Annotated in this window: 17 protein-coding genes; 7 read left to right on the top strand and 10 right to left on the bottom strand. The window is 60.0% G+C overall.

The window, feature by feature from the left end:
- From C8D92_RS13610 to C8D92_RS13590, 5 genes are all read left to right on the top strand, one after another.
- Window positions 1-1,872: a DUF3413 domain-containing protein gene (locus tag C8D92_RS13610; RefSeq protein WP_116919667.1), complete on the top strand. Its 1,872-nt coding sequence runs from the start codon at window positions 1-3 to the stop codon at window positions 1,870-1,872.
- A 12-nt stretch (window positions 1,873-1,884) separates the two neighbouring features.
- On the top strand, window positions 1,885-2,748 hold the full coding sequence (locus C8D92_RS13605) for a glycosyltransferase family 2 protein (RefSeq protein WP_116919666.1): 864 nt from the start codon (window positions 1,885-1,887) through the stop codon (window positions 2,746-2,748).
- 173 nt (window positions 2,749-2,921) lie between these two features.
- Window positions 2,922-3,542, top strand: a complete 621-nt coding sequence (locus tag C8D92_RS13600) for a hypothetical protein (protein ID WP_116919665.1) — start codon at window positions 2,922-2,924, stop codon at window positions 3,540-3,542.
- 85 nt (window positions 3,543-3,627) lie between these two features.
- Window positions 3,628-4,434: a glycosyltransferase family 25 protein gene (locus tag C8D92_RS13595; protein WP_165819283.1), complete on the top strand. Its 807-nt coding sequence runs from the start codon at window positions 3,628-3,630 to the stop codon at window positions 4,432-4,434.
- A gap of 40 nt (window positions 4,435-4,474) precedes the next feature.
- Window positions 4,475-5,404: a glycosyltransferase family A protein gene (locus C8D92_RS13590; protein WP_116919663.1), complete on the top strand. Its 930-nt coding sequence runs from the start codon at window positions 4,475-4,477 to the stop codon at window positions 5,402-5,404.
- Window positions 5,405-5,426: 22 nt separating this feature from the next.
- Here C8D92_RS13590 and C8D92_RS13585 read toward each other — a convergent pair whose 3' ends face one another.
- The 4 genes from C8D92_RS13585 to C8D92_RS13570 are packed head-to-tail and all read right to left on the bottom strand — an operon-like array spanning window position 5,427 to window position 9,423.
- Complete coding sequence (locus C8D92_RS13585) at window positions 5,427-6,338, bottom strand: glycosyltransferase (protein ID WP_116919662.1); 912 nt, start codon at window positions 6,336-6,338, stop codon at window positions 5,427-5,429.
- Window positions 6,335-7,597, bottom strand: coding sequence for an O-antigen ligase family protein (locus C8D92_RS13580; protein ID WP_116919661.1), 1,263 nt, complete (start codon window positions 7,595-7,597; stop codon window positions 6,335-6,337). Before C8D92_RS13580 ends, C8D92_RS13585 begins: the two co-directional genes overlap by 4 nt.
- Complete coding sequence (locus tag C8D92_RS13575) at window positions 7,594-8,547, bottom strand: DUF6492 family protein (RefSeq protein WP_116919660.1); 954 nt, start codon at window positions 8,545-8,547, stop codon at window positions 7,594-7,596. Before C8D92_RS13575 ends, C8D92_RS13580 begins: the two co-directional genes overlap by 4 nt.
- Entirely contained in the window at window positions 8,548-9,423 is an 876-nt protein-coding gene (locus tag C8D92_RS13570) for a glycosyltransferase family A protein (protein ID WP_116919659.1), read from the bottom strand.
- Between the two features lie 238 nt (window positions 9,424-9,661).
- Between C8D92_RS13570 and C8D92_RS13565 the strand changes: the two genes are divergently transcribed.
- Entirely contained in the window at window positions 9,662-10,552 is an 891-nt protein-coding gene (locus C8D92_RS13565; RefSeq protein WP_243402454.1) for a lysophospholipid acyltransferase family protein, read from the top strand.
- Between the two features lie 14 nt (window positions 10,553-10,566).
- Here the strand turns inward: C8D92_RS13565 and C8D92_RS13560 are convergent, their stop codons facing one another.
- The 3 genes from C8D92_RS13560 to glnE form a co-directional block, all read right to left on the bottom strand.
- Window positions 10,567-11,286, bottom strand: coding sequence for a 3-deoxy-D-manno-octulosonic acid kinase (locus C8D92_RS13560; RefSeq protein ID WP_095611088.1), 720 nt, complete (start codon window positions 11,284-11,286; stop codon window positions 10,567-10,569).
- Between the two features lie 54 nt (window positions 11,287-11,340).
- Window positions 11,341-12,270: a branched-chain amino acid transaminase gene (locus C8D92_RS13555; protein WP_095611089.1), complete on the bottom strand. Its 930-nt coding sequence runs from the start codon at window positions 12,268-12,270 to the stop codon at window positions 11,341-11,343.
- A gap of 91 nt (window positions 12,271-12,361) precedes the next feature.
- Complete coding sequence (gene glnE, locus C8D92_RS13550; protein ID WP_116919657.1) at window positions 12,362-15,271, bottom strand: bifunctional [glutamate--ammonia ligase]-adenylyl-L-tyrosine phosphorylase/[glutamate--ammonia-ligase] adenylyltransferase; 2,910 nt, start codon at window positions 15,269-15,271, stop codon at window positions 12,362-12,364.
- A 75-nt stretch (window positions 15,272-15,346) separates the two neighbouring features.
- Here glnE and C8D92_RS13545 point away from each other — a divergent pair, with 75 nt between their 5' ends.
- A complete protein-coding gene (locus tag C8D92_RS13545) occupies window positions 15,347-16,501 on the top strand; it encodes a potassium channel family protein (RefSeq protein ID WP_116919656.1) in 1,155 nt (384 codons plus the stop codon).
- 486 nt (window positions 16,502-16,987) lie between these two features.
- Here the strand turns inward: C8D92_RS13545 and C8D92_RS13540 are convergent, their stop codons facing one another.
- From C8D92_RS13540 to dtd, 3 genes are all read right to left on the bottom strand, one after another.
- Window positions 16,988-17,827 carry a CYTH domain-containing protein gene (locus C8D92_RS13540; RefSeq protein WP_116919655.1) on the bottom strand — a complete coding sequence of 280 codons (840 nt, stop codon included), beginning with the start codon at window positions 17,825-17,827 and terminating at the stop codon, window positions 16,988-16,990.
- 247 nt (window positions 17,828-18,074) lie between these two features.
- A complete protein-coding gene (locus C8D92_RS13535) occupies window positions 18,075-19,151 on the bottom strand; it encodes a porin (protein WP_116919654.1) in 1,077 nt (358 codons plus the stop codon).
- A gap of 532 nt (window positions 19,152-19,683) precedes the next feature.
- Window positions 19,684-20,127, bottom strand: coding sequence for a D-aminoacyl-tRNA deacylase (gene dtd, locus C8D92_RS13530; protein WP_116919653.1), 444 nt, complete (start codon window positions 20,125-20,127; stop codon window positions 19,684-19,686).
- Between the last annotated feature and the right edge of the window lie 10 nt (window positions 20,128-20,137).

Here is a 20,137-nt window from a genome sequence, read left to right as displayed (position 1 = left end):
ATGACGACACTGATTTCTCAGCAAAAACGCGACACCGTGAACTGGGTCGCCTGGTTCACATTCGCCAACGGCCTGATTGCCCTGCTGGTCGGCATCCGCTATCTCCAGTGGATCAACATTCCGGACGCGACCACAGCGGCCTATGTCACCGCCCTTTATCCTGGGCAGTTTGCGGTGATCGCCTGGCTGTGCGGGCTGCCACTGCTTATCGTCGCACTGGTTCTGCCGGCCCGCGCCTCACGCCTGATTGCCATTGGTGTTGCCACCGCCGGGATCGGCCTTCTCGCGCTGGATACCGTGGTCTATTCGCTGTACCGGTTTCACCTGTCCGGCTTTGTGCTGGAACTGGCCCTGGGCGCCGGAGGCCAGGCCTTCACCCTGTCCGCAACGACCGAGGCGTATGCCGGCGGGGGCGTGCTGGCCATTCTCCTGGCCGAGATCGCACTGGCCAGCCTGTTGCTGCGGTACCGCCCGGGAGGCCGCTGGCTGGGTGGCGCGTTCGCACTGCTGTTCGCGACGCAGCTGACGGCACACGGCTGGCATGCCTGGGCGGATGCCAACTATGATTCGCGGATCACGTCGGTGACCCGCCATATTCCGTTGTACTACGCCACGACCGCCAAGCGCTTCATGAAAGCGCAGGGGCTGGTGGACCCTCAGACCGTCCGCGAGAACCAGACACCCCAAAGCCTGGCCAGCGCCCGCAATCAGGGGCAGCTGAACTATCCGGTCGAACCGCTGGACTGCTCCCCGCCCGCGGACCCGAAGAACGTTCTGGTCATTGTCATGGACGCGGTCCGGTGGGACATGCTGACCGAGACAACCATGCCGGCCGTGTCCGAGCTGGCGAACACGTCCCAGGTCTTCAAGCGCCACTACAGCAACGGCAACGCGACCAAACCGGGCCTGTTCACGCTGTTCTACGGGATTCCGGCCAGTTACTGGGACGCCTTTACGGCCGCACAACAACCACCGGTAATGATTGAGCGGATGCAGTCGCTGGGTTACGACACCAAGGTGCTCGGCTCGGCCACCCTGGTCAGTCCGGCCTTCGAGAGGAATGTGTTCTCCTCCATCGAGAATCTGCGACTGGAAACGCCGGGCAAGGAACCCTGGCAACGGGACGTGCGGATCACGCAGGACTGGCTGGACTTTACCGCAAGTCGAGAGGCACGGGGCGATCAGGACCCGTTCTTTGGATTCCTTTTCTACGACACGACGCACTCCTACGAAGTGCCCGAAGACTACCCCCGGTTCAAGCCCTACTGGAACGTCAACCGGTTCGCCCTCGATTACGACTTCGACCCGGAACCGTTCAAGAATGCCTACAAAACGGCCACCCACTATGTGGACGGCAAGATCCGGAAAGTCCTGGACGACCTCCGGGAGCGGGACCTGATGGATGACACCATCGTTATGGTCACGGCCGACCACGGGCAGGAGTTCAACGAACACGACATGAACTACTGGGGCCATGGCAGTAATTTTGGTGACTACCAGTTGCATGTGCCAATGGTGATACACTGGCCCGGCATGGCGCCCCGGACGTACAATCACCGGACCCAGCACTTCGACGTGGCCCCCGCGCTGGTTCGCCACGGGCTGGGCTGTGAGGCAACCCCCCCGCGGCGCTTCACGTCCGACTACGGCCTGTTCAATGAAGGCCGACTGGGTTGGAATATGTCACACAGCTATATGGACTATGCGCTGCTGATGCCGGGATACCACCTGGTCAAGCACGCTTCCGGCACGGTGGAGCTGCTGGATACCGAGACACTGAAACCGGCCAGCGGCAAGTCCATTCCTGGCGACACCATGCAGGAAGTCCTCCGGGAAATGTCCCGTTTCTACAAGCAGCCAGACGCGGAGTAACGAAGCTCAGCCATGCATCTGTCCGTCATCGTCACCACCTATAACTCGCCGCGCTGGCTGGAAAATGTATTGTGGGGATACAGTGTTCAGGACCACCGTGACTTTGAGCTGATCGTTGCCGACGATGGGTCAACGGACGAGACACGGGCGCTGATCGACCGGATGCGGAACGAAACGGGCCTGGACCTTCGCCATGTCTGGCAGGAAGACGACGGCTTCCAGAAGTGCCGGATTCTCAACAAGGCCATTCTACAGGCCCGATACGACTACGTCGTGTTCACGGATGGGGACTGCATTCCAAGGCGGGATTTCCTGGCAGTTCACGCCCGGGAGGCGGAGCCGGGGCGTTACCTCTCCGGCGGGTATCACAAGCTGCCCATGGCCACCAGCGAGGCCATCACCCGGGATGACATTCTCTCTGGCCGCTGTTTTAAACTGGACTGGCTCAAAGCCCATGGCCTGAAAAGCAGCTACAAGAACAGCAAACTGACGGCCTCTGCCACCCAGGCAAAGTGGTTTAACCGGCTGACGCCGACGGCCTGCAACTTCAAGGGATCCAACGGGTCGGCCTGGATGAGCGACATCAAGGCAGTCAACGGATTCGATGAGACCATGGCTTACGGGGGGGAGGACCGCGAATTCGGGGTCCGACTGATCAACCACGGCGTCAAACCGAAACACGTTCGCTATAACGCGATCGTGATTCATCTGGATCATAAGCGAGGATACGTGGACCCTGCCACGGTAAAAGCCAATAAAGAACATCGACTGGCCATGGAGCGGTCGGGGCAGAGCCAGACGAACAATGGCTTGAGCCAATTACAGGCTCAAGTCATTAGAGAGGAACGATCGCGGCAGCCAGCCGATTTGAAGTAGGTCCGGAGCGAACATTGGCCAAGTATATATTCTCGATCAACACAGGGCGGTCAGGGTCCGAATACCTTCACAGAATCTTCGACCATGTTCACAACTGCCAATCTTTTCACGAGCCCGTTCCGGTGGGTCGGGGGCACGCCATGCGCTCTTTCCTTTCGGGCAATGAACGCCCAATGGAAAAGGTTTCCAGCGCCAAAGCGCAGTTCGTCAGGGACCACTCCCGGGAAGAGACCGTTTATTTCGAGTCCAACCACTGCTTCATTAAGGGCTTCGGATGGTTTATGCCTCGGCATCTCCCCGAAGATGAGCTTGGGGTCATCATCCTGAAGCGTGACCCGAATGCCATTGCGAAGAGTTACTGGCGAGTCGGATGCTCTCCTTTACGGTCTTTCGGACGCAACTGGCTTATCACTCCCGACGCGACCCAATCCATTGTTCCCCCTCCCAGTAAGGGAGGATTGCCGCCGAAGCTAACCTACTGGTTTGCCAAGCTGACAAAAGACTTGTTCAGCCTGCTTCGCTCCATCACGAAACACGTTTCAGGGTCGCCTCTCCAAGATCCAGCCTGGGTCACACAATACGAGTTGGAAGCCCTGCGATGGTATGTCGATGAAACCCATGCCAAAGCGTCCCAGTTTCGGGAACGCTTTCCCCGGGCCAGCTATTATGAAATCACCATTGACGATCTCAATTCGCTGACGGAAATTCACAAGATGCTCAGGCACTTCGGTCTGTCCGCCAATGATGGTCTGTCCGATATTGTCGGAAAGCCGACAAACCTGAAAACGATTTAAAGACAGGCTTCGCATGTCACCAACACCAAAGTCTCCTACGGCATTCTCTGCCTCCCATTCCAGCACTGCCTCCCAGAGGCGCAATATGACGACCGACCATGGACGCATTACGGTTGGTCGTGAACGTCCGATCTCTCTTGAAATTCTTGTCATCAGCCTGGGTCGGGCAACAGATCGCAGAGCCGCCATTCAGGAACAATTTGATGACCTGGGCCTGCCATTCACATTCCTCGACGCAGTCGACGGCCAGCAGTCGCACCCGCTTTTCTCGAAATACAATGCCAGTAAGGCATCGTTGATCGGGGAAATCCCGCTGAGTGCGGGGCACCTCGGATGTTACGCCAGTCATTACCTGGCCTGGCAGCAATGTGTGAATGACGGTCAGCCCAAGATTGTGCTTGAGGATGATGCCCTGCTGCACACGGACGCCTTCCTGGCTTTTCTTGAGCACATCCCGGAACTCCCCCGCCAGCTCGAGTGTGTTCGGCTGTTCAGCAACAAGTCCCGGAAAACGCAGAACATGCCCGTGTTCTCCCGCCCCGACCTGACGATCGCGAAGTTCACGAGGGGGCATAAGAGTGCGACGGGGTATTACCTGACACCGGACGGCGCCCGGAAGTTTCTGGAGCACGCCCAATCCTGGGCCGAGCCCCTGGATATTGAGATGGATCAGTTCTGGGCGAACAAGGTCGAATGTTTTGGTACCCTGCCTCCCTGCCTGACCAACAACGCGGCATTCGATTCGGCCATCGACAAGGGAATCGATACCGCAGAGGCACGTCAGGGGCTGATGCGCTGGCGATGGCGAGTGTACAACTGGGTCATCCGTCTGCCGCGGATGCTGCACAACCTGGGGTTTTTAGTGAAGTGGTCTGTCAGGAAAGAGCTCTAGAGACACCCATTCGACTTGGCGCGACACAGGTTTTGGCCGCATGATCTTTTTCGTTTTCTCGTTTAATCGAGGCCCCCACCTCCGGAACTGCATCCGTTCGATTGAAACATGCGCTCCCGGCCAGCGACTGGTGGTATTCGATGACGACAGCACTGACCCGGAGACGCAGGACGTGCTTGCCGACATCGCGGAGCGTCACGAGGTCTACTACCCGAAGGTGCCCAAGGAGGAAGGTCAGCACGGCGGCCTGTATGCCAACATGCAGCGCGCGTTCGATATGACATCGGACGACGAGCTCATCGTGTTCCTGCAGGACGACACCCAGTTGGTCAGACCGCTGTCAGCGTCAGAGCTGGACGATCTGTCGCATTACTTCGACCGGTTCCCCAACGTCGGCTTCCTCGCCCCGGTGTTCCGTTTTGGCATCACCCGCAAACGGGTTCTCAACCGCTTCATCTACCAGCCTGATCGGCAGGTCTATTTCTGCGAGCATCACAGCCACAAGGCTCAGGCCGGCGTATACTACTCGGATATCTCGGTCTCTCGAAGTGACCGGCTGAGAGCGGTCGGCTGGCGCTTCAAGCCAGACGAGTATGAGAATGAGCAGCAGGCGAAAGCCCACTTCGACAAGATGGGCTACTTGTATGCACCTTTCGCGATGTGGCTGCCGAATGCTCCGGTGTACCGATTCAAGGACAAATCGTTCCTGTTCCAGCTGGGGGAACGCATCAACCAGTCCGGGCTCTATCCCTACAAAATCATGGACGAGGCGGCCGTGGCCCGGCTGAAAAGCCGACCCGGCCCGGAGCTGGCTATTGCCGAGAACCACCTCAGCATTGATGGGAAAACACTGAAAAAACCGTGGATCTTCGACCCGCTACGCCGTCCCCGCTGGCTTCGCCGGATCGCAAAAATCGACCGGAAGGTTCGCCAACTGCTCAGCAAGCTGGGCCTCGCGCAGAAGGCCTGAAGTCCCGGCGTCGGTAAGTCACCTACCGCCGGAAGAACTGCTCCACATTGTTCAGCTGTTTCAGAAAGCGCAACCCGGTCAATGGATTGTAGGTCCAGGGTCTGGGGGGCGTCCGCTCCCCACAATCGAGAAAATCTTCCGCAATGGGCGCGGCGGAATCGGCGGGCCGGGCCAGGAAGCGGTCGGTTTCCTCCGCGGACCAGATCCGGAACGGGTAAAAACCGCACTGCTTTTTCCGCTCCGCCAGTTTGAGGGCAAGCGTCTTCACCTTGCCCCGATAGGCAGGCACTTCCGGCAACCACATCGCAAATGGCGAGCGCATGTACGCCATTCGACCGAATTTCTCACGCGCCTGACGATCATTGGCAGGCTCCGATGGATGGAAGCGCCAGTCATTGGCTTTCAGACGCCCTGGAGAGGTGATAAACAGGTCGGAGTAGTGTACGCCGGCACTCTGTCCCCAATCCTCGCGGAAATAGGTCAGGCCGTCGGCACTGGTCGCGTCGTGAACCGGAACCTTGCCCTGATCAATGCCGCGAATAAAGCATGGATGCACAAACGCCAGCTCAGGATTGTCCGCAAACAGGCGGGACACCTGATCCAGCTCTCCGGGCTGAAGCGGACGCACGACCTGGCAATCGTCCTGCAGGAAACAGATCAGTGCCTCATCGCTCAGGCGCTCAAACGCCGCCTGCATATTCCAGTAAAGGCCACCGTGTTTGTGGTCGCCCCTGGCCTGCGGAGAGACGATTTCGTGGGTCTGGCCGAGGCGTTTGAGGAGGGCCACCGTGTCGGGATCGTCACTGTCATCATCAAACACGATAATGCGGACTCCGGGAACGCATTGCTCGATGGACGCAACGCAGTTTTCCAGAAAACGGGGACGATTGAAGGAAAACACGCAGAACACGGGATCAACAACGCGTTGATTCATACCCTCTCCCTCCACAAAGTGCTCTGATCACTGGATTGATCTTCGCCATCGCGCCTGAGCCACAACCAGACCAGAATCATGGGGAGCCAGGCAAACAGCCAGATCGGCTTCAGGGAGAGAACCAGTGTGTGCTCATCGGTCAGGGTCAGCATCAGGACCAGGGCAAGGAGCCCAAGCAGCCCCCGCCTCTCGGCCCGGGTCCGGGAATGCACCCAACATGTCCGGATCAGCATCCCGAAAATAGCCGCCAGAAAGCCCACCCCAATGAGCCCGTTCTCGGCATAGGTGCCAATCCAGAGATTGTGCGCGTGAGCAGGCACATAGAGATTGTTCGGCTCCCAGAACTGATTTGCCGGATTCGTGTTCTCTACGGCAACGCCTCCCCCATGGCCCAGCAAGAGCGAATCCGGCGGGTAAAGCAAATACCCCGTCCAAATTGTAAGTCGCTTTGAGTCGCCACGGTCAATCAGGCCGTCCACAAAGGCGCTCAAGCCAAACTGCCACTCGATAATCGCGAGGCTGGCAGCAAAAACGAGCAGGAAGATGCTGGCACCCATACGGAGGTTAATACGCCCGAAACTCAGCGGCAGCAACACCGCGACATAGACGGCGAACGCCAGAATCGGCCCCCGGCTCTTCCCGAAAAAAATAAAGCAGGCCACGCCCAGACAGGCCAGAAACACCAGACCAAACTCCTGCCATCGCCACCGTGAAAGCCCCTGAATCAGTAGAAAGTTCCCGACGGCCAGGTATGCCAGCAGGATGGAAGACCCCTGAATGGGATGCTGTAGTGCACCAAGCCCCTCCAGACGCCCACGGCTCCACATCGTCAGAGCCGCGACCGCGCCCAGCAGTGCCACGCCCAGCATGAAACGCCCCCATCGCAGCGGGGCCCTCACGGCGCAGGAAAGAAAGAGCCAGAGAACAGCGGCACAAACGAACGCTTCCAGCGCCCATCTCAGGATCTTGAGATCACTGGAAATCGGGTTGGGTCCGACAACAAACGAACTGACGGCCACATAAGCGAAAAACGCCCCGGTCAGTCTCAGAAGCGGGTCGCGCTTCATCGAATCGGGAATGCCGTAGTAGAGGAGGACCAGCGTCGCCGGGATAAGAAGTGCGTGAAAGACCAGCCTGTACGCGTCGTCCCAGGGGCCCACCACTGTTGTGACCAGCCAGAGCAGGAACAGTGCTGGCATCGACCGGCGCGTTCTGCGAAGAACGGACGACTCCGCCGGGGCCGCAGCCATGTCGGTCATCGCGACTCCCCAATGACATCGGCCAGCTGATCGGCGAACTGCCAGGCACCCCAGTCTTCCCGACCATTACTCTGCGAATGGATGGTCAGATAGTGCACCGACTCATCGCCGAGCATCTGACGAACCTCGCCGATCAGGGCCGCCACATCGCTGGCATCATAGAGATAACGGCACACCTCCGGTGAGCACCAATCGACCTGTGCAGCGTCGTAATGGGTCGCGAGAAACGCCTTATAGGTGCCGAACTCGGACCAGCGCCTGGGCGGCTGCGCCAGCAGACGCGCCCACCAGGGCCGACCGTAGGTGGACTCCAGCCACTCGATCATTGCCCGAACCACCGGGGTTTCCAGGATGAACGGTGTGTCAAAGTAGGTGTTGGCCTGGCCATCGATGACGGCGGCCTGGCCAATCAGCTTTTCCGACTGCTGGACCCAGTTGCTGACTTTCGAGCCCAGCGAGTCAGTCGCTTCCCAGGTGGCAAAACACCGGTAACGGCCCTCGCCATCGAAGTCCGCCGGTGTCGCATGGGGCGTCACGATCACATCCGAATCCAGCACGATAACGCGGTCCACATCGGCCGTCTTTGCCACCATCAGCTTGCAGATCTGCTGTGTGTGCCAGCCCGTGTAGGCAGGCCATCGCGGCCACCCCCAGACCCGGTTGAGACTGCCACAGATGCGCGTCCAGTGACGCCCGAATCGCTTGCTGAGGGCCGTCGCCCGTCGCCGTCGGCGCTCGACACTGGCCGGCAATACCTCGGCCGTGGTGCGAAGCCGGACGGGTGGTTGGTTGAATTCCTCAAACGCTTCACGATCCTCGGTTTGCACGACAACATAATGGGGCGTTTCGGCAAACCGGGAACGCGCCAGCGACCGGCGCAGCAACCGGAAATGATCAAGGTCGCCCGACCAGGTCGGCGTCACAATGCAGTAACGGTCTGTGGACGGCATTCAGCGATTCCTCCATTCCTGGAATCGACGCACCAGAGTCCGAAGGCGGGTATTCGCCTCGCTCCCACTGTACCGCCCCTTGGCCACATGGCGAATCCGGTAGACCCCCGGGACGTCAATCGGTTCGCCCTGGCTCTGCAGCAGCCAGCGGAACGCGCGATCCTCGTGACATTTGGCGAAGGAGTCAACCGGCTGCTGGTAAAGCGAGATGTTCCGGCAATAGCCCACCGCGCGACAGACATCACCGTGCGCGATCTGAAGCGGACCGGTCGCCCGCGAGGGAAACTTCGACGTGAACACGCTGGTGTCGATATCCAGCACCCGGGGCTCGCCAGCGCCGGCGCTGAGCATGGGGTTGTCTTCTGCCAGCAACTCCGTGACGCGCTCTTCACGCGGAAACAGCAGTGCATCTCGACGGCCCTGCAGGGCCTCACCGAGCTGATCAAGGCAATCATCACGGAACATCAGGTCACAGTCGGTAAACCACATCCAGTCGGCCTGGGTCGCCAGTGCCGCGCGGTTACGACCAATGCCCCGGCGAAAAAGCTCCTGACGCGACAGCGGCCACCAGTTCCAGGTGACCCCGGGCACCGCCTGAGTCTCAAAAAAATCCAGCAGCGCCCGGGTCTGCTCATCTTCCGGGCAGTAAAAGACCGTCATGACCACATTGACCGACTGTGGCGGGAAATGAACCAGGGAGCTGAGCTGGTAGGCGAGAAAGTGGGAATAGTTCCAGCAGTGACTGACGACCTCGACCGTCAACCGGCCGGTTCGAGCCGTCCGCTGGGCTTTCGGTGGCAGATTGGGCTCAAACCAGGTGGGCGGCACCCAGCCTTTGGCGGCCAGACGAAAAAACCAGAGTAACAATCGCGACATTCCGGTAACAGCTCCGGCGTGTTTGGTGGCGGATCACGAGTTGAATCAAAAAGTGGCCGGAATTCTAGCACGACAGGCTTTGCGAAACAGCGGACGGCCGGCGTCAGGGCGGCCGTCCGCGCCTTGAGGGCATCGCCCGCCGGTGATAGCTTTGCGTTTCTGACTGACTGAACCCCGGCTCACGCAACCCAGCCGCCCCTGGAACCCGAGAGATGGGAAACCAACCGGAGTGGAGACGGTGAAAGCACGACTCACCCAATGGTTACTGAAAGCCTGTGGCCTGCTGAACCTTCGGCTGGCCCAGGGGTTGGGCCGCCTTCTGGGGCGCCTCGGCTGGTGGGCAACGCCCCGGGAGCGCGAAGTCACCCTTCAGAACCTGCGCGGCTGCTACCCAAACGCCGATCAGGCCACGATCGACGCCCTGGCCCGCCACAGCTTGGCAGAGACCGGTGCCACCGGGCTGGAAATTCCGCTGATGTGGGAGTGGCCGGTCACGCGTTGCCTGAATCTGATCCGGGAAGTGGATGGCGAGCACTGGCTGAACGCACACCGCGATCAGGGCCAGGGGCTCCTGCTGCTGGCCCCCCACCTCGGCAACTGGGAACTGGCGGGACTTTACTTTGCGTCCCGTTATCAGATGGCCGCCCTTTACAGTCCGCCCAATCAGCCTGGCATGGAAGCCTACATCCGCCAGGTTCGAAGTCGCAGTGGCTCAGAGCTGGTAGCGACCGACCGACGCGGCATCATGCGACTGTTCCAGATCCTCAAGAATGGGGGCGTGGTGGGCATTCTGCCCGATCAGACGCCTCGCCGAAGCGGCGGGGATTTCGCGCCCTTTTTCGGTATCGAAACCCTGACCATGACCCTGGCCTCAAAACTGGCGCAGAAAACCCGCCCAACGGTTCTGCTGACCTATGCCGAGCGCCTCCCGAACGCCCGCGGATTCCGGCTCGTCATCCGCCCCGTAAGCGACCGTATTTACGCGGCCGACATGCGTGAATCACTCACGGCCCTCAACCAGGCGGTGGAAGACAGCGTCCGGGAGGTTCCGGAGCAGTACCAGTGGGAATACAAGCGCTTTCGTCGCCAACCGGAGGGCGCCCCCGCGTTCTATCGTCCCCCGATCTGATCCCGGGAGCGGGGCTATTCGCCGTGATACCCCGCGATGAAGCGGGCCCAGAGCCGCTCACGCGAGGCAGCATCCACATTGGCCAGCATCTTGCCGAACGAGCGCTCGAGACGACGCAGGTTTGAGCGCTTCCAGCCCGCTTCGGGGCCGCTGTCCGGGCACAGGGAGCATCGATCGAAATCGATCAGATGGATGGACTGGTCGGTCACCAGAATGTTCGAACAGTTCAGGTCGGCGTGATAGACCCCATGATCGTGGAAACGACGCACACACCGGCCGGCCCGATACCAGACCGGAGCGTCTTCATCTCGCCAGTAACTGGCTAATGGCACGCTGCCCCGAATCCGACCGACAATGATGGCAGCCCGGCAGAACAGGCCGAAGGTACGCGTATAGCCCGCGGCGATGGGTTCGGGAACAGGAAGCCCCCGGCTTCGCAGATCACGCAGCAGCCGCAGCTCCTGAACGGAGCGCACCCTGGCATGACCGAGGTAGAGATACAGGCTGCGAACCACTCGCCCCGGCAGCCCGCCGCGGCGAAAGTGACGCAGCACCCAGTGGCCATACTCGGACTCGATGAACCAGGCCGCACCACGCCCACCGTCATCCACTTCCCGCGCCTGATCCCCCCAGTAGGGCGGGCGGAACCAGTCAAAACAGAACCAGGCACGCAGTGAATTGCGCACCAGACCATGGTGGGGCGGGCGGGCGATGCGAAAAAACGATTCGGCCATCGTCAGAAAAGGCCCTCGCCCGCCGACACAGGCGAGGGCCGATTACTCCGGTTGCTAGCGGTCATTCACCAGTGTCAGCCACTCGGCATTGGCCGGGCGCTTGCCAGACACCGCATCAAAGTACATGGATTGCAGCTTCTCGGTGATCGGGCCACGGTGCCCCTCACCGATCACTCGGCCATCCAGTTCCCGGATCGGCAGCACCTCCGCGGCCGTACCGGTAAAGAAGGCCTCATCGGCAATGTAGACTTCATCGCGCGTGATGCGGCGCTCGCGCACGGGGATGTCGAGCTCAGCGCAGAAATCAAGGATCGTTTGCCGGGTGATGCCTTCGAGGCAGGAGGTCAGCTCCGGCGTGTGCAGTACGCCGTTGCGCATGATGAAGATGTTCTCGCCCGACCCCTCGGCCACATACCCTTCATTGTCCAGCAGCAGCGCTTCCTCACAACCGCTGGAAATGGCCTCGTTCAGCGCCAGCATGGAGTTGATGTAGTTGCCATTCGCCTTCGCCTTACACATGGTGATGTTCACGTGGTGGCGCGTGTAGGACGATGTGCGCACCTTGATGCCCAACTCGCGGGCTTCCGGCGACATGTAGGACGGCCAGCTCCACGCCGCCACCATCAGGTGGACGCGCAGGTTGTCGGCGCGCAGCCCCATTCCCTCGGAGCCGAGAAATGCCATCGGCCGGACGTACGCTTCATCCAGGCCATTTTCACGGATGGCCACCCGCTGTGCCTCGTTCACCTGCTCTTTGGTGAACGGCAGCGTCATGTTCAGGATGTGGGCGGACCGGAACAGGCGGTCCGTGTGTTCCTGAAGACGGAAAATCGCCGGCCCCTGGTCCGTCTGGTAGGCCCGGACACCCTCGAAGCACCCCATACCGTAGTGCAGGGTGTGGGTCAGCACGTGCACATTGGCATCGCGCCAGGGCACCATTTCTCCATCCAGCCAGATAAGGCCGTCGCGATCCGCCATCGACATGTTATTGCTCCCGAAATAAAGCCGATAAAAGCGCCATTCTAGCAGGAAACACCGAGCCCCCGAAAAGGCGCCAGCGTGTTTGCGAGGCGCATCACGACCGATCTGCCAGCATGATCCGCTCCCAGTATGACCAGATGATCGCCCGCTCGTCCGGAAAGGCATCCGGAGCCACCCGGCTGCTGCGATTCTGGAGCGCCTGACGGTGGATCGTCGAGCGCAGCGTAATGAACACCTCCCTCAGGCGCTGGGCATCGTCCGGAGTGAGCACGCCCACCTCCCCCAACGCCTCCAGCTGACGGATATTGTCCGAATACCGTGTCAACGCCGGGTAATCCGAGCACCACGCCAGCATGAGGTACTGGGCCATAAACTCCACATCAATGATGCCGCCACGGTCCTGCTTGATGTGGAATTCACTGGCCTGCGCCTGTGCATCCCCGGCCGATCCGAGGTTATCCCGCATGCGCTCACGCATCTTCACCACGGCATCGCGCAATGCATCCCGGTCCCGCTGCTGGCAGAGGACACGGCGCCGGATGCCCTCGAACGCCGCCAATGTGTCACGACAGCCCGCGACACCCCGGGCCCGTGCCAATGCCTGGTGCTCCCAGGTCCAGGCATCCTCATTCTGATACTTTTCGAACGCCTGGACCTGACTGACGAGCAACCCAGAATTGCCCGACGGACGAAGGCGAAGATCCACCTCGTACAGCTGCCCTGACGGCGTCTGGGTACTGAGAATATGAACGATGCGCTGCCCCAGCCGGGTATAGAACACCGCATTGTCGATGGGGCGGTCACCGTCGGTACTCAGCTGCGGGTCCGCATTGTGGAGAAACACCAGATCCAGGTCCGAGGTGTAGCCCAACTCGATGCCCCCCAGCTTGCCATACCCGACGATGGCAAAATCCGTATCGCAGGCGCTGCCGTCATCCCGGCGCGGATAACCATGGCGGCTGACCAGATTGGAAAAGGCCACTTCCACCACATGATCCAGCGCCACTTCAGCAATCCACGTCAGATAATCGCTCACTTTCATCAGCGGCAGTGTGCCACTGAGCTCCGAGGCGGCGACCCGCAAGACGTGCGCTTTCTTGAAGTGACGCAGCACCTCCATCTGCTCTTCGAGGTCTTCAAGCGGCACCCGCAACAACTGCTGACGCAGATCGTCCTGCAGCTCATCGCGGGTCGGTGGGTGGTAGAGACTCTCGGCGTTGAGCAGCTCGTCCAGCAAGAGCGGCGTTTCAGCGAGTTGCCGCGCGATCCAGGGGCTCTCACCACAGAGCCAGACCAACTGACGAAGCGCACCGGGGTTTTCCAGAAGCAACAACAGATAGGCCGTCCGGCGCAGTACCGATTCCACCAGCTCCAGCACCCGCTCCAGCGTGCGCGACGGCGCATCCACCCGGGACAGGGCATCCAGCAACACCGGCATGAAACGGTACAGGCGGCGCTGCCCCTCCGACTGCATGGTCTGAACCGGTCGACTCTGGCGAAGCTGGCTCAAACGTTCGTAGCTGTCCCGGGCATTCTCGTAACCCTGTGCGCTCAGCCACTCACAGGCACTCGCCTCGTCCATTTCGCCCAGCCAGATGGACTGCCAGTGCTCGTCCATCTCGTCGCCCTGCTGCGAATCGTCGTCTTCCGAGGCAATAATGTTGGCAAAATGATGTGCGACGCGATCACGATGGAACGCCAGGGCCGACAGGCACGACTCCCAGTCCTGACACCCCATCATAAGCGCCACCCGCGCCTGGGAGACATCGTCCTCAGGCAGTTCCTGGGTCTGCCGGTCCGACAGTCCCTGCAGGGCATGCTCAAGCGTTCGCAGAAACCGGTAGGCCGCCTCCAGCTCGCGCGTCACATCGTCCGGAAGCAATTCCAGCTCAACCAGCGCTGGCAGCACATCCAGCAGATGACGCTGCTGAAGCGCGCGATCCCGACCACCACGGATCAACTGGAAAGCCTGCACGACGAACTCGATCTCCCGAATACCGCCACTGCCGAGCTTGATATTGCTCTGCAGACCTTTGCGGCGAACCTGCCGGCTGATCATCCCCTTCATCGCCCGCAAGGATTCGAACGCGCTGAAGTCGATGTACTTGCGATACACGAACGGACGCAGGCTTTCCATGAGCCGCTCGCCCGCGCGCCGGTCGCCGGCGACGACACGGGCCTTGACCATGGCGTACCGCTCCCACTCCCGGCCCTGATCCTGATAGTAGGACTCCATGGCTGGAAAACTCAGTGCCAGGGCGCCACTTTGCCCGTACGGTCGCAACCGCATGTCCACACGGAACACAAAGCCATCCGCCGTCATCTGATCCAGGGCCTGGATCAGGCGCTGCCCGAGCCTGGCGAAGAACTGCTGATTGTCCAGGGCTCGCGCGCCACCACGCGTCTCGCCCTTGGCGGGAAAGGCAAAGATCAGATCAATATCGGAGGAGACGTTGAGCTCACAGCCCCCAAGCTTGCCCATGCCCAGCACCACCAGATGCTGGGGCGACTCCTCCCCCGTGACCGGGTCGACGCCCCAGGGCGTGCCCCACTGCTCACAGGCCTGATCGTGCAACCACGACAGGGCGGCATCAATCGCCTCGTCCGCGAGCGTTGTCACCGCCGCCATGGTTTCATCCAGAGCGGACCAACGCAGCACATCCCGGGCAATCACGCGAAACATGACTTCCCGGCGGAAACGGCGTAACGCCCGATGCAGCGTCGCCTCGTCGGCAACGGTTGCCATATACTCACCGAGCCGATCGCGGAGCCAATCCGGTGTGACGGGCTCATCCAGCGCCCGGTCGAACAACCATCCGGACACCGCGTCCGGCTCGCGTTGCACGGTTTCAGCCACGAACGGGCTGAGTGTCATGGCGCGGATGGCGTCATCCGGTGACAATCCATGGTCCGGTGCGAGCCAATGCGAATGTTCTGATTGCCACTGCTCTATCGCTGATCGCTCCGCGGCCAATGTGGCCGGCAAGCTCGTTTCATCCGCCATCTGCACGCCCCTGTTTCTTTGATCTACTCTGGCAAGGTATTGTCTGTTGATCCGTCGCTCTCATGGAAACCCTTGATGCTCAGGCGTGACCCCCGACCTGTCGAAGCCAGCCCCGGTGCCAGCCATCTGCCAATGTCCGGCCTGATCCGCTCCCGTCTCCGGCGACTGCTGCTCATTCTGGCAGCGCTACTCGCTCTCCAGACGATCGCCCTGAGCTTCCTTGAACACCTGACGCTGTTTGAGGCGTTCTGGCTCACCATGACAACGCTGTTAACGGTCGGCTACGGCGACCTGGCACCGGCGACCACGCTCGGTCGCATACTGACCATGAGCGTGATGTACATTGGCTCCATTACCATACTGACACTGATTGTCAGCGACTACATTGAATACCGGTTCTATCGTCGCGAGCGAATGATCATGGGCCGCTGGAGGTACCGCATGAAAAACCACATCGTCATTATCAACACGCCCCTTCGCTGTGGCGACCAGTATTTCAAGCGGCTGGCCGATCAGATCCGTGCCGTCCCCGGGTATGAGCAAGCGCCCATCCAGTTGCTCACCAACCATTATCCCGACGGCATCCCTGCCGAACTCCGGGATGCCGGGCTGGTTCACTTCACCGGTCACGGCAGTGACGCCAACGCGCTCCGCAACGTCAATATCACGCAAGCCCGCCACATCATCGTGATCGCACCGGATGAGACCGACCCGGAATCGGACAGCCTGACCTTCGACATCGTCCATCGCCTGTCCGAAATGAATCTGGCAAACCGGGTCACGGTGGAGTGCGTCCGCGACGAAAACCGCCGCCGCTTCACCGGGCTGGGCGTTCGCACCGTCATCCGGCCGGTCCGAACCTACCCGGAAATCATGGTGCGGGCGGTCAGCTCACCGGGCACGGAAAAAGTCCTGGAAGACCTGTTCGATTACGAACACGACCACCCGCACCGCTACGACCTGCGCATCGCGGATCTGCAATGGGCCGACATTGTCAGTGCCCTGATCCGTCATGGCATCGGCACCGCCCTCGCCTACATCGACCGGGACGGACAGGTCGTCTGCCACCCGAACTCCACCGACGATGTGGATGGCACCGGACTGATCGTGCTTGTGCGTTCAAAGGACACGCCACCAACGTCCGAAATCGAAGAGGCGCTCAATCGCTATCGGGATTTTCTGGACCGCTGGCACAATCGCGAGAAAGCCCGGGAATCCGAAACGCCATAGCGGCCTGCCTTACAGCATGGCCAAATACCTGAAAGGGATGGGACGGGGCCCACGTCGGATAATGTAGCCGAACATCTATGTTCGGAGGAGCCGTAAGGCTCCCAAAAACAAAATGTTATGAGCCAGGACTCGGCGGCCTTTCGGCCGCTCCGAACATAAAGAGGGTGTTGCAAAAGGCACTGCCCAGCGATAACTCCGTTGCCTGATCGGGATCGGCTGGTGGTCATTGCCGGAGGAGCGACAGGGATGTCGCGGTCGCATTTGGCGTCAGGGACGACCATCAAATGCAGCGTAGGCAATGATTACCAGCCGGTCCCAGGCACCTCCTTCGAGAGCCGGAACCGGTCGCCCTGACGGGCGACTCCGAAGTCGGAGACATCGGCTACATGTTCAAAGATGGCCTTTTGCAACACCCTCTAAATATTCGGCTACGTTGGTTTTGCAACACCGGCGACATTGCCCCGGAGACATTCTGAAGCCTCGACCTCAAAGAAACGCCAGCTGAAGCCGCCCCAGCCGTCCATCCACTGCCAGGTCGTGCACAGCTCGTCCATCCGCCAGCGCTTCGCGGAACCACTCCCAGTTTGCCTCCACGCCCCGTTCAACCGCACGATCATGAACCCCATCCGTCGCGGCGGCCAGATCCTCCGGGATGTCATGGGTCAGCCAGGCCACACTCAGGAGCGACAGCCATCGGGTGACCGGGTCGACATCGTCGAGCGGTGCCGGTGTGTGCAGACCAGCCAACCAGTACCCCTGCTCCGCCTTACTGATCAGGTTCAGCATGACTGGCACCTCCTTTGCCAAACGCCGCGCCCATTCCAGAAGTTGTGCCTTGTCGCCGGACTGATGCTCGAACTCCACCTCATGCAGAGGCCACTCGACATCGCCGGCAACAATCCAACCGGAATCCAGAACGCACTCGACGCTCGAGCCGGACGTTGCCAACACACCGGTGTAGCGGGTGAAATTTGTTTCAAACACAGCCCGAAGCTGGTCGAGCGGCACACCCGAAGAGAGCGGCGTCTCCGTCAGACGACCCAGAGACAGTTCATGGGCGTCCAGATCCCACTCCCACTCCTGCCGACGATGCGCACCGTCCACAAACTCCCCCTGGGTTTTGAGAGTCTGGATGATGCGCTCCCCTTTTTGCCGGAGCCGCAACGCGGCGCGTTGCCGATTGAGATCGGCGCCGGGGGTGTCAAAGTAGGTGTTCCGCAGTGACTGGGCCCGGGCGGATGCGCCCGAAACACCCGACAGCCAGTCGAGCACATCGGTTTCAGACGTCGGTTGAACACTCAGCTTGATTTCCAGCTCTTCGGCCACAGTGCCTCCTCGCGGTCATCGATCAGGGCGCTCAGGATAGAAAAGCCAGACGCCGGACACAAAAAAGGGTCATCACGGATTTGACCTGCTCTGAAGTCGGAGACATCGGCTACAGGTGCGGCACCGCTAACATGACAGCCTGCCGCCTTTCTTGGTTTTCTGCGGGGATCTGCTAGGAACCAAAAAAAAACCGGCACCCCGAAGGGTACCGGCTTCATAACAACTGATTGTTCGGCGTTATGCCGGATCAGAAGTAGTAGACAGCGCCAACGTTCAGCTCGTTGACTTCTTCGCTGAGCTCCACGTCCTCGTTGTTACGCTGCAGCGCTTCCGCGTAAACGTACATGTTGCCGTTTACGTTGTGCTTGGCCTGCAGAGTGATGACATCACTCTCGTCCTCAGACGTATCGGCTTCAGCATACGCGTAAGACGCGCGGAAGGAGTTAGCACCCATCGTGTAAGTACCCATCACACCAAAGAGGTCTTGGCCGTTCTCAGCGCCAAGCTCAATTTCTTCGGCAGCATCGCCAGTGTTATCGTAGGAGTCCTGACCTTTCCGCATGTCGTAATATGCGTCCAGTGTCAGATTGTCGTTCACGTCAAATGCGACACTCACGCCGTAGCTGTTCTCGTTGCTGTCACCAACACCACTGTCATTCGAGTCGACGGCAAATGCAACAGTCAGCGCATCCACTGAGTACTTAGCACCCAGTTGGTAAGGGTGGCTGTTGCCATCGCCAGAACTGTCTGTCTGACCATTGACCTGAACAGCACCATGCAGGGTAAGCCCCCCAAAACTTGGAGACACGTACTGCACGAGGTTGCCTTCGGCACTGGTATAGCTCGCATAGAGGTTGTTCAGGCCGACCTCATAAACCCAGTTACCGTAGTCACCGACCAGGGACTCGTACTGGGAGTCATCGGAACCGACCCATACCTTACCGAACCGCTCGCCTTTCACACCCAGGTACGCTTCGTCCAAATCGGTCAGGCCAGAGACAGCAATATCATCGCCATTATTGTCCGGCTGCGTGGTCGACTTGTCATCAGCAGTAATGCCTTCCAGCTCAATTTTCCCGAACGCCGTGACGCCAGGCGCCACTTCACTCTCGTGCTTCACGCCAATGGTGGAGCCGTTGTCCTGGAGTGCGTCGTTGGTCACGCCGCTGGCGTCAGAGTCGACGTAGCGGTTAACCAGCTGGATGTTGCCATAAAACGTCGGCATGGATTCCATTTTGGCCGTCAGCTGCTCGGCAGTCATCGCGGCAGCAGAGCCAGAGAAGGTCGCCGCAGCGACAGCGGATGCAATCAGAGTCTTTTTCATTTTGCGTCTTCCTCTTTGGAGTGTTCTCAGGTTTTGCTTTAAGCGTTTTGTGTTGTTGTGTTGATGATTCAGCCAGACACCAGCAGTGTCTCCATTGGCTTTGTCATAACGGTTACAGCGTTCCGCCTGCAAGTGCCTTCCAGCGGCTTGGGCATTTCGTCGACAAAGCAGTTTTTCATGACCATCTGTTCATCATAGTCGATAACTGCTCCGGCGCCTGCCCTCGTCGGGCGTCGCCCACATAAGCCCGCTTCCTTCGCCCTTCCAGCCACTTACCGGATCTTGTTAATGCCCGGTATAGCCGTTCCTTCTAGACAATTCAAGCCAGTTTTGCAAATTCGCAATCCGGCACCATTATCCATTGGTCGACCATGGCGGCACGCGGACGGTCCCATAAGACCACAGTCAAAAACCGGGCCAACTGCAAAAGTCATGAATAAACAGAAATCTACACCATCTAAGTGCGTCACGCAATCATTGAGGATGCACCAAGCCGGGACGCTCTGTCTGCAACGCACCAAACGAGTGCCCGTTACCCTTGCAGCAAAAATGTGACGGGACCATCGTTTTCCAGTGATACCGCCATATCGGCTCCAAACCGGCCAGCCGACACCCGGTCCACCCCCAAAACCTCCCGGGCACTGGTCAGGAACTGCCCAAAACAGCGCTCCCCGTCCTCGGGCGGAGCGGCCGGAGAAAAGCTCGGACGATTACCACGCTGCGTATCTGCGGCCAGGGTAAACTGCGGCACCACCAGCAACGCCCCGCCACTGTCGAGAAGGCTGCAGTTCATACGCCCCTTACCGTCCGGGAACACCCGGTAACGGAGGACGCGCTGACAGAGGCGCTCGACCTGCACTTCGCTGTCTCCCTTTTCGACACCCAAAAAAAGGAGTAAGCCAGGACCAATGCGACCGACGGTCTCCTCTTCAACCTGAACGCAGGCACGGGTGACCCGTTGGATCAATCCCTTCACAAACGGAGTC

It is taken from the genome of Tamilnaduibacter salinus (assembly GCF_003096655.1).
GTDB lineage: Bacteria > Pseudomonadota > Gammaproteobacteria > Pseudomonadales > Oleiphilaceae > Tamilnaduibacter > Tamilnaduibacter salinus.
The sequence above is the reverse complement of the archived record's forward strand: the minus strand, read 5'-3'. Positions and strand labels throughout refer to the sequence as shown.